At 46.6% G+C, this 11079-nt stretch carries 8 protein-coding genes; 5 read left to right on the plus strand and 3 right to left on the minus strand.

Annotated elements, in window-relative coordinates; all coding sequences use genetic code 11:
- Positions 1-744: 744 nt before the first annotated feature.
- Entirely contained in the window at positions 745-1677 is a 933-nt protein-coding gene (locus tag H6F93_RS00165; RefSeq protein ID WP_199313392.1) for an AraC family transcriptional regulator, read from the minus strand.
- Positions 1678-2064: 387 nt separating this feature from the next.
- On the opposite strand from H6F93_RS00165, the gene H6F93_RS00170 reads away from it, so the two are divergent.
- Together H6F93_RS00170 and H6F93_RS00175 are read left to right on the plus strand one after the other, a co-directional pair.
- Positions 2065-2964: an alpha/beta hydrolase gene (locus H6F93_RS00170; protein ID WP_190677987.1), complete on the plus strand. Its 900-nt coding sequence runs from the start codon at positions 2065-2067 to the stop codon at positions 2962-2964.
- A gap of 167 nt (positions 2965-3131) precedes the next feature.
- Positions 3132-3722, plus strand: coding sequence for an NAD(P)H-dependent oxidoreductase (locus tag H6F93_RS00175; RefSeq protein ID WP_190677990.1), 591 nt, complete (start codon positions 3132-3134; stop codon positions 3720-3722).
- Between the two features lie 658 nt (positions 3723-4380).
- Here the strand turns inward: H6F93_RS00175 and H6F93_RS00180 are convergent.
- Positions 4381-7098, minus strand: coding sequence for an AAA family ATPase (locus H6F93_RS00180; RefSeq protein ID WP_190677993.1), 2718 nt, complete (start codon positions 7096-7098; stop codon positions 4381-4383).
- 586 nt (positions 7099-7684) lie between these two features.
- On the opposite strand from H6F93_RS00180, the gene H6F93_RS00185 reads away from it, so the two are divergent.
- The 3 genes from H6F93_RS00185 to H6F93_RS34440 all read left to right on the plus strand — a co-directional run bounded on the left by H6F93_RS00185 (position 7685) and on the right by H6F93_RS34440 (position 10145).
- Positions 7685-9403 (plus strand): recombinase family protein, encoded by a 1719-nt coding sequence (locus H6F93_RS00185; RefSeq protein ID WP_190677996.1) that lies wholly within the window; start codon positions 7685-7687, stop codon positions 9401-9403.
- The gene (locus tag H6F93_RS00190; protein WP_190677999.1) at positions 9381-9893 is read left to right on the plus strand and encodes a hypothetical protein; all 513 of its coding nucleotides are present in this window, start codon (positions 9381-9383) and stop codon (positions 9891-9893) included. The genes H6F93_RS00185 and H6F93_RS00190 overlap by 23 nt, the downstream gene beginning before the upstream one ends.
- 120 nt (positions 9894-10013) lie before the next feature.
- Positions 10014-10145, plus strand: coding sequence for a hypothetical protein (locus H6F93_RS34440; protein WP_277882805.1), 132 nt, complete (start codon positions 10014-10016; stop codon positions 10143-10145).
- Positions 10146-10461: 316 nt separating this feature from the next.
- Here H6F93_RS34440 and H6F93_RS00195 read toward each other — a convergent pair.
- On the minus strand, positions 10462-11079 hold a 618-nt coding region (locus H6F93_RS00195; RefSeq protein WP_190678002.1), incomplete at its 5' end, for a hypothetical protein.

The raw sequence follows: 11079 nt of genomic DNA on the forward strand, positions 1-11079 counted from the left end.
AACAACAACAGCTAAAAGAAGCTCCGTCGAGGGTTCACCAGTTAGGAGCTTGATGAGTAAAACAGCGTCAACCGCAGCAACCCCAACAAAAACTGTCCACGATTTTTTTGGTGACATCATTACTGTCTCCTAACTTTTTGTACTGAGCTTAGCCCAGTTTCCTGTATTTACTTTATCAACCGTACAAGGTCAGGAAAGAAAAATCGGATGCGAGATGCAGCATAAAGCTAACGTACTGCCTCAGCCAAGATTTTGCGGGTTAACAGCGGAGTTGAGCCGCGAACGCCGCTTAGTTGCGTCGTCGGGCTAACGGTGTTCGTCGGCTCCAACGTAGAGTTGAGATGCCTGATATATAGGGTTCCCAAGCACTAACAGTTTGTACCAGTCAACTCAACTATTATTAGAATGAATAATTCTGCCTATCCACCCAGCTTCGGAGAATAGGCAGAATTATTCTGCATAATAGGGGTAAAGGTAGCTCAGGTTACCAACAATCTATGCTCGCTTAGGTGCATAGATTGTTGGTATAAACTTCTGCCGAAAAGAGGCATTTTCGGCTATCTCATCTGCTTGAATTAGCTTGATAGCTGCTTCAATGAGCAGAAAGATTCTACCTATCCACCTGCTGTGGGATCTTATGCGGAAACGTTTGCCTATTAATTGTTCTGTCGCACACGGCTTGGTGCAAGCTGCAACGAATGGATGAACTACGAGACCAGAGTTCAGAAAATGCAGAAGCGCAAATCAAACGTTTGCATTGACCTCAACCTCTTTGCGGAGACGTTCCACATCACGCATCGGCGTGACACCAAAGAGGCGTTTGTACTCGCGATTGAACTGGGAAGCGTCATCATATCCGACACGATAACCCGCTGTCGCCGCGTCCAACGCTTCCCCAATCATCAAGCGCTGCGCTTCTTGGAGCCGCAACTGCTTCTGAAACTGTAACGGGCTCATGGCAGTGACTTCCTTAAAGTGATGGTGAAAACTAGAAATGCTCATGCCGATCTCTCGTGCTATCTCCTCGACATAAAGGGGCTGATTGAACTCGCGACAAATTCTTTCCACGGACTGAGCTATTCGATGAGTGTGTCCGCCCAATATCGTCATCTGGCGGAGCCGATGACCCTGTTCGCTGACCAGAAGCCGATAGATAATCTCCCGCGTGATGAGAGGCAAAAGCACCCGCGCTTCGGTGGGAGAATCGAGCAGCCTGACGAGTCTCACGGTGGCGTCCAGCAGGGTAGCATCGAGCGGGCTGACTTCGATGGCCTTCACAGCCTTCTGATTTTGGGGCGGGAGTTGACCGATTTCCACCATGACAGCGCCGACCAGAGCGGCATCGAGACACAGTTGCAGCCCCAGATACGGTTGATCCTCAGACGCTTCAAGAACCCAACTCACGATCGGAAGTTCCGCTGTGGCAAGAAGGTAGTTGTGAGGGTCGTACTGATAAGGATTTCCGCCGAGATAGATCTCTTTGCGACCCTGAGCAATTACGCAAAAAGTGGGGTTTGACACTCCGTACACCTTCTGCCTCATTTTGGAAGAACGGGCTAGACGAAGACCCTGAAGCGGTTGGATCACCCCATCTGCGGTAATGGCACGAGCCATCCGTTGCGCCAGTTCCACTCGATGGTACTGCTCCTGTTGTGTCTGTAACTCTCTCTGATTCATAGGGTTCATCTTACTCTTACGGACGCGAACCCATACAATTCATTCCTAAAGTTTGGAGAATTTACCTATCATTTTCCAGAATCTTCATACTGCTCTCCGTTTCACAATGCGTAAAGTACTTGTCATGAGTAGAGATTGATCTAGACGGTTTACCGCACCGAGCGATTCAACCGTAAGGAAATTTAAGAGATGTATATGAATAAGAACAAGCAAAGAACTGGATCGAACCTTGGGAATCGCCGAGTACTCGGTCGTCGGGGCTTTTTAGCGAGCGCTACCCTTATCGGGGCAGGATTGGCCGTCGGACCATTGGCGCGGGTCACGTCAGCGGCGGAGCCTCAGGAAATCAAAACACGTAGTGACAAAGCATTCGTTGGAGGAGGAACTATGGAGAGTACTGAGTTCAAGAACGGCAACCTCAAGATGTCCGGCAACCTCTACTTGCCGGGAGGATTTGATGCGGGTCGAAAATATGCCGCGATTGTCGTTGTGCATCCCGGTGGTGGTGTTAAGGAGCAGACGGCGGGCATGTATGCACAGAAACTGTCCGAACAGGGGTTTGTCACCCTAGCATTCGATGCGTCACATCAGGGGGCAAGCGAGGGTATGCCTCGATTTCTTGACGACCCGATGAAGCGGGTCGGAGACATCTACAGCGCCGTAGACTACCTGACCACGCTGTCCTACGTGGACTCAAATCGTATCGGAACTCTGGGCATCTGTGCTGGCAGCGGGGCTACGGTCAAAGCCGCTACGACCGAGCGCCGCATCAAGGCAATCGGCACCGTGAGTGCGGTGGACGTTGGTGCTGCGACCCGGAAAGGGTGGGACGGCACTGCACCAGAATCCGATCAGATTGCGACACTTGAGGCGGTTGCCCAACAGCGTTCAGCCGAAGCAGCCGGAGCTGCGCCAGTTTACGTTCCCTATGTGCCGAACGTGGGAGACCGCACCGCACCGCGCGATTTGCAAGAGGCAGCCGACTACTATCTGACGCCTCGCGGTCAGCATCCCAACGCCCCCAACAAGATGCTTTTGACCAGCGCTAGCTATATGGTGTCCTTCACCGGATTCGACCGGGTCGATACGTTGCTGACGCAGCCTCTCCTGGTCGTCGCGGGCAGCGAGGCAGGCTCACTTTGGCATAGTCAGGAACTTCACGCCAAGGCAGCAGGACCGAAGGAACTGTTTATCATCGACGGTGCCACGCATATGGACTTGTATGATGGCAACGGTGTGGATCTTGCAATGAACAAGCTGTCACCTTTCTTCAAGCAGAACCTCTGAACGATAGGCGCGTTGGCATCCTCGAATGTCAAACGGCGAAATGTGTATGCAAGGGCGCTTGATTCGAACACAAGGGCCTTTACATCTCTCTCAACTAAAACCGACCAACCGCGACAGAACAAGGTGCTGCACCTGCATGAGCTACCTCGTTAAAGAAGTCTAATCAAATGAATATACTCATTATCAACACCCACCTCACATACGCCGGATGGTCCGAGGGCAAGCTGAATCTCGCTTTCATGGATCTCGCCAAGACTTTTTTCTTAGAGCGAGGGCACGAGGTCGTCGAGACATTTGTCGAACGGGGCTATAACCCCGAAGAAGAGGTGGAGAAACACCTGGCGGGCGACCGAGTCATCCTTCAGACGCCGGTGAACTGGTTCGGTGCGCCGTGGATTTACAAGAAATACGTGGACGAGGTTTTCAATGCCGGTCTCGGCACCAAAACCTTGCTCGACGGCGACGGTCGCACGAGGAATGACCCAAGCCAGCAGTACGGCACAGGCGGCAAAATGCTGGGTAAGAAGTTCATGATTTCCGCCACGTGGAATGCGCCGCTAGAAACCTTCAACAACCCTGCCAGTGCATTATTTGGCGGTAAGGGACGAGACGATCTGTTCCTCCACATCACGTCCAACTACAAATTTTGCGGCTACGATATTCTCCCAGATTTCGGAGTGTTTGATATCTTCAAAAACCCCGAAATCTCGCTCGCACTCGAAGAATACAAACGGCATTTGGAGAAGCACTGCCTGTGAGCTTTGCACCAACGCTGCCTAACCATGCGCTGCACCGGAATGTACAAAACTGGTCGGTTGAGTTGCAAAGATTGTCCCCGTCCGGTGAGCTTAGTCGTTAGCTACTCAAGTTCATGATCGTTGTTCAGTTCGTGCCTATGTGAGGCAAAGGTAGCGAAGCTGCGACAAAGTGCCACGCGATCGCTAGAACGCCCGAGAAATAAGGAATCCAGCAGAAAAACTTGAAAAATAGCAACTTGCCCGAAAATGATGCTTGAATTACCTACGAAATCTACGACAGAATCAGCATTTGAAGCCTTTTCAACTTCAAACCTTGCCCGAAAATGACCATTTGTTGGCATGTTGAGGCAAAATCACAAAAATTTTCTAGAACTCTTGCAGCGTATAACTTCTAGCGGTCGCATGGCACTAAGTTGCAGCTTGGCTACCTTTGCCCCTAAATGGGACAGTCCGAATTGCAAGAAACGAATTTGCGCCATTATAGGCTGCTAGTATTTGATCATTCGATCGTCAAAAATGGGACAGTTATCTTTGAAACTTCACTAACGACCAAAATTTTTCCTCTGCTAAAACTAAGCCTGTATGGCTCTGCAAACTGAAGAGAGAGAACCAAGCATTCTTCAGACTATCGAAAAACAACACCAGATTAAAAACTCGCTTAAATTTCGGAAGATACGCCGTACTTCAGCCGTCTCTGTGATAGAGCTTGGCTTCCACCGTCAAGGACTTCAACAACATGCGAAGTTATTTTTGAGTGCTGACCTGATAAAAATCCCCGTTCGAGAATAACACCTTGATCATTTTGTCCTTCAAAACTAACAATGTGCTCTGCATCACTCAATACAACAAGATTCGCGTTATGAGATGTTAGAACAATCTGACGGGCACGTTTATCCCCAATGAGAATCGGTGCAATTGATGAAGCTATGTGGCGATTATCAAGATTATCTTCAGGTTGATCAACAATAAGAGGACCATCTTGAAGCTTTAATAGAATAGGGAAAAACGCTGTGCATCGCTGACCAGCAGATAATTGATCAATTGGTTTTGATGGACCATCAAGACCCGACGGTTTAAACGTAATAATGAGATCATCATCTTCAAAAGCGTCTATGAAAAAACCAAATTGTGGAGATCTAAAAATACTCGGATAATTAGTACTGAAATCTCCATTTAAATTACTCAAAAGGCTCTCATATCCTCTTTTCATTCGTCTGTAGAAGATGGTATCTGACGAATCTTGCTGTAGAGCACTAAATGCTTGCCAGCCCTCAGGGTATGAGTTTGCAATATTTTGAAAGGGCAACTGTGCAAAGGGAGCTAGTGTAAGCGTGACTCCAAATTCCTGAAGTTTTTGTGAGAATTCTTCTACTTTCTGGCGACGATGATTGCTGCGCTGTTCAATCTTCGTGGCAGCGGAATCACATAGTCGGATAAGCTCTCTAATAGAGCTTTCAGTCTCAGATTTAAGTGTATCTAGTTGTGCTTCTAGTATTGGTAGCTGACTTGTTTGCTCCATAACCATGCGATGAGACTCTAGAAGCTTCTGTTGCTCCGGAGTCAGTTGAAGTACAGCTTGTCTATACTGTTCAGAAAATTCATTAAAGGCTATTTCAGTTGCAGTGTAGGCTTCAAAGAAGGCGGACACAGTCAAATTTACTTGAACATCAAAATTATTTTTTGTTTCTTCAATAAATTGGAATAAAAATTTTAGTGATTCACTAGCAGGTTTTATTGACCGCTCAATGCGAGAAGATCCATCAAGCTGATTTGAATAAAGCCCAGGCAGCAAAGCTGAAAATCGATCAACTATTTGAGATTTAGCGTTTTGAATTTGATGTAGCGATGCTTTCAACTGATCACGGTGTCTAATAGCTTCTTCGTACTCGTTCTTTAATACAATGAGGCTTGCATCTGTTAACTGTTGTAAGCCTTCTCTTTGTTGTCGCAGCCGAGACACTTGAATCTTATTATCACAAAAACTCTTAAATTTGCCAAAAGCTACATCATGAAGATTACGGATTTGCCTGGACAAAGTTGTAACGTCTTCCTCATACTGACGCATCTCCTCTCGTCCTGATATTGCGTCTAAATAAACACGTCGAATCTTTGGATCAGTAGCTGCTTGTTCAATTTCATGCCAACCAAGAATGGATGCTGGAAACTGAATAGCTTCAGGATGAGTAAACACTTGCTGGCGGTCATCATCAAATGTGGCGATGAATTGGTCTGTCCCAATTGTCCTTTGAACTAGCAGCTTGGCTCCATCAGTACGCTTAATTAATGCCCTGACCATTCCTCCAGCACCCAGAATTGCTGATAAATGACTGTCAACATCACTGGATCTGCTCTGAGGAACCTTTACCCCAAGAACAAATCGAAGACATTCTAGAACAGAAGTTTTTCCTGAACCTTTGACTCCCATAAAGACATTACAGTTAGAGGAAAGAGACAGCCACAAGTCTTGAAAATATTGTCCCCTGATATTTAAGCCGATGACAAATGAATGTGACTCACACGGTATTTCTAAACTCACTCTAAACGGTAGTTCTAGAGCGTTTTTTAGTTCTGAAAAGGTAGAATTCTCCATCTGTGCAAAACATGGTCGTGTCCCAAGATCTTCTGGACGGTGAGCGTCACTAGAACGAATGCATGTTTTATGCAGATTTTCTGTTTGAATATGATGACCATCAAAAAAATCTGCCGTAGAGACTTCCGTTACTTCTAATGCAGTGAAATAATCTTTGGCTGCACGGAGGAATTCGGGGTCTGCATAGATATCATCTATACTACGTGATTTAAAGGCATCTCTATTGGAATGCAGATGTGCAGGTATGATAATTGCATTTGAGCCTTGTAAGACTTCACAGATTTTCTGAATCGAGGCTTCTATTCCTTCAATCGTAGTACCTCCCGATTCAAACCTCTTTTTGCCACATTGACGATATAAGTGGTCCAGCCAATATTCAGGCGATTGTTCACACTCTGGATCAAAACCAACCAGCAAATGAAAAAATAAATTACTTGAGACCTTACCTGGTGGCTTCCCCCAGGTATTAACAATGACGTTAAGTTCAACGCCTCTCAGTATCAATTTGTTGGTTTTTTGCTTTAGCTCTCTAACAAATGATTCTGAAGGCAACTTATTATGGTCTGTGAACATTACCACATCAAGATTGGCATCCAGAATACGCTGAGCCGTCCGCTCTAAATAATCATCCCCACCAGTTTTGTAATCGAAGCTTTCTGGAGAGTGATTATGTAGGTCTATGGTATGCCACTTCCCAAAAGATGAAGGCGATTTTTGGAAAAGCTCTTTTTCAAAGTCACTGACAATTCCCATAGATTTAATAATATCCGAAAACGTTTGTCCCACACCTCATAATCCGTTCTCATGACCCGTTCCGTGCTGATGCGCTCGAGATATGTGACACCTTCACCGGGTGATTGATCCTCCACGTACGAGCGTATCTCTGCGGCACCATCGTACGGACCGCGCTTAAGCAAGTAGCGCTCTAGTGCCTCTGGCTCGACCGCGTGTGGAATCACGCAATCGTCATCAGGATCTGAGCCCAGCAAGTTCGATTCGGTCACTCCCTCGCTCCTTGTCGGCAGACAATACGTTTGGATGTCTAACGGCGAACATTACTGGCGACAGCTCACATTGAAACGAAGCCAGAGGTTGCTAGTCCGTCCGGTACACGCAAGAGTTAGCTGGCGATCGCGGAAGCGGGTGAAGTAGAATGCCAAAAAATTGTTGGGTTTCCTTCATTAACCTAACCTACCGGTGAGCGATCACACTTGTTCCGCTTTTTATTTGACTTGTTTTTGTGCGAAAGCAAGCAAGCTTGCTTTCGCACAAAATTACCGATATAGTTAGAACTAATGTATTAATCTCCGAAAACACGAAATCACAGCACTCAGACTGTTCGTGTCAACTCTACAGAAATCGGATCAAATCAATGAAATTCTCTTTAACTGAAACTTCTGAGCAAAAAAAGCTCAAAGCTGGATATATTCGAGTGTCTACCCTCATGCAAGAAGACGAGTCCTTGTCGTTAGACCGGCAAAAAGCAGCGGTGGAAGCAGCCGGAGCAACGGTTGTTTTTAAGGACACAGACTCTGGTAGCAAGGACGATCGCAAAAATCTGCAACGATTGCTGGAATTGGTTCAACGCGGAGAAGTAGACGAGGTCATTGTTTCTCGAATTGATCGCCTCACTCGTTCTCTGCGGCAACTTCTAGACCTAATCAGTGAGTTTGAGAGGTTGAACGTCAATCTCAGAATCCTGGACATGAACATCGACCTTCGCACCCCTATGGGCAAGTTTATGGTCATGTTGATCGGCATGTTTGCTGAGTGGGAGACCGATCAACTCTCGGAGCGAATTAAGTCAGAACGGCGGCAGCGACGGCAGAAGCTGATTGCATCTGACTCTTGTCCTTTTGGCTATGAGGTGCAGAATGGGAAATATGTTCTCGATCGCCAACCGTTTCTTTGTTTATTAAGCGATCGCCCCGAAAATTACCCAACAGGAGAGGGCACAGATACTGAAGACGCTATTCCCGGTAGAACCATTGATCAATTGTGTCGTGAGTTGGTGAAACTGTTCTTAGAGGACACCTTACCCCGAACCACGTTAGGACAGTTTTTTGAGCGATATGGGATCGAAAAGCCTCGCCATAAGTCGAATGGCTTCGGGAAGCGATTGTATTGGACACCCAGTGGTTTCCTAGCGTGGTTAACCAACCCCGTACTTCAAGGACACACAGCTTATCTAAAACAAATCACGGTCAAGAAACGGAAGCGAGAAACGAATCCGAATGGTCCCGAAATTCATCGCGATACGCATCCTAACGAACGATTAATTTCATCAGAAGAAGCGCAGGAGATTACTGAACTTATTCGGATGAATCGTCGAATTGGGGGGGGTAACTTCCGAGAGGCACGGAATCAACGCAACCAACACGCTGAATTTGCTTACCAGAGCGGAATTGTCTATTGTGCTCAATGTGGTTCGCGATGTACCTCTAAGACGAGTGGCAAAGGTAAATATCGCTACTTTGCCTGTCGTTATTCGGGCGCTGGATGCAACAACAAAAAATCCGTTTACAAGACAACCATCGAACAAAAGCTGATTCAACACTTAGTTGCTAAATCCGAGGAAATGCGGGAAGCCGCTTGGGCAACAAAGCGGATGCAGGTCAGTGGTTATGTCGCTGTTCTACAGGCAAGTGAAGCAGACGAAGAAACAATCCGTCAATTTCTCTGGAATTCGCGACCGCAATACGAAGACTTGGAAGGAAAATCCAGCGCTTTGATAGAGCAACAATTGAGGATAAAACGATTGGAGGAACAACTACAGGATTTAAAGAACGTGCGAGGCTATAACCCCAGCGTTGAGCGGTTGAAGCAGGAGTTACAGCAGCAAATTGAGGAGGCGAATAACGCGGGTCAGTCACTTCTTGAAAAAACGGCAGGAGAAATCATTTTTGAGGGAAACACCAGCTATTTCTGGGATGGACTGACAAACGAGGATAAGAGCCGAGTGTTTGAAAAAATCGTTCCTAAGATTTTTATCAATCAGGGCAAGGTGACAGAAATTCTTTTGAGAACAGAACAACAGGATGAGAACAGAACAACATTAGGAGCAGAACATGAACCTTCAAGAACGCATTAGTTTGAAACAAAAAATCACTGAGATTGCACTGAACGAGGCAATTCGAGGTTGGCAGCCTCCGGTTTCTGGGCAACTATACTGTCCGTTTTGTAAGTCCGATCGCATCTATCGACGAATGCAAATTAAAAATGGCATGACGCATGGCTGTCGCGAGTGCAAGCAATCGTTCTCACAGGAACTTGTACAAGAGTGTCGCTGTGTGCGTCCCGGGAATTTTGCCAAATGTGTTATGTGCCCGCAGTACCAACGGATTCGTGAGTTGATGAAATTTAATGTTGAGCAACTGCGTGATTTATCCAAGAGGGAAGTTGATGAGATCTTGAACCACCCGGATTTTTACAAGAAGCAGTTCTCGCTCAAACAGTTTCTGCCTCAGATCAAACTAAAAAGTTACGCTGAGAGCCAAACAATTGAATGCTTTAGAGCAGATAATAATCTGGATGAGTCGATCACAAACGCGAATCCTGAACAGCTTTCGCTCTTTGAATAGCTAGCTTGAAAAAGCGAACGCGTACAATACGACAAATCCGCATTCATTGAGAGGCTGGCTCAGTTGGTATGGGCTGTCAGTAGATGATTGGCTCAAGCGCTTTTAGAAATAGACACACCTATGGCTGAATTTCCCTCTCCTGATGAGTTAAACACAGCACGGCAGTTGCTCCAGGACGAAAGCTATGGCATCAAGGCGATCGCAACATTAGAGCAGCAGGGTAACTTTAGCGATGCGTTTTATGAGTTGTAGACTGAGAAAAATGGACCTCCACCAACAATGGACGATCGCTCATCGTTATGGCAAGTGACTGTCAAACGTATTCGGCAAGAGATTTGTAGAGAGGATGATAGTTTTCGCACAAAGGTCAAGGAGTACAAGAGAAGCCCTACTAGTGCTCCGTTGCTCACTGAGTTGATTGTGTCGCTCGTGAGCATGTCGGGTATTCCAATTGGGGGACAGTAGGACAGATTCCACTGGGAGAGACGGCTCTCCACTCACTTGGGAGGATTAACATTAACCCTCAAACACTCGACTTTCTACATCGCACCCCTTCAATCACGCCTAATTAGGCGATCGCCTCCTTCAAGGTAAGGTTTGATAATTCCTCCCACCACTTACAGCCAAACCCTTGAATAAGCTCTACACGGGCTTTACAGCCCTTAATAGCGAGAATCACCAAATCCCCCAAGCTTTTGCCATTGCTCACGCGAGAACCAACCTGCATCTCTTTAATTGGGGGAGGGATTGGAGATGTTTGCTGTGCGTCCATGATTTCTAAAGGGAGATTCGCTACATTACTGAAAATCGTGGACGCGGCTTCTGAAAGTTTGCTGGAAGCCGCTTCTAGCATCTGCGAATAAAAAGCATTGACCGGAATCCCCCAAAGGCGATCGCGGCTGTTGCCTCCACCAGGTCGGCTTACCTCGATGCTCTTAATTCCTAATCGGCGGATCAGCTTGTTAACGATGTGAACTCCTGTTTGCTCCTCTTTAATGTCAAATCCTAGCCAGTAGCGAACTTCATTGCGGTAATGCAATGCCTTCTTTTTAATTGCCTTAACCACTGGGCTGCTGTTGCTGTAATCTGCTTTGCTGTCTATCAGTTCTTTAATCCCCACCTGGCTTAACAGCCAAGCTTTAACGTGACCTTTGGGCAACTTGTGAGGCAGATTCAACCGACCTGT

The sequence above is a fragment of the Leptolyngbya sp. FACHB-671 genome (genome assembly GCF_014695745.1).
Lineage (GTDB): Bacteria > Cyanobacteriota > Cyanobacteriia > Elainellales > Elainellaceae > JAAUTN01.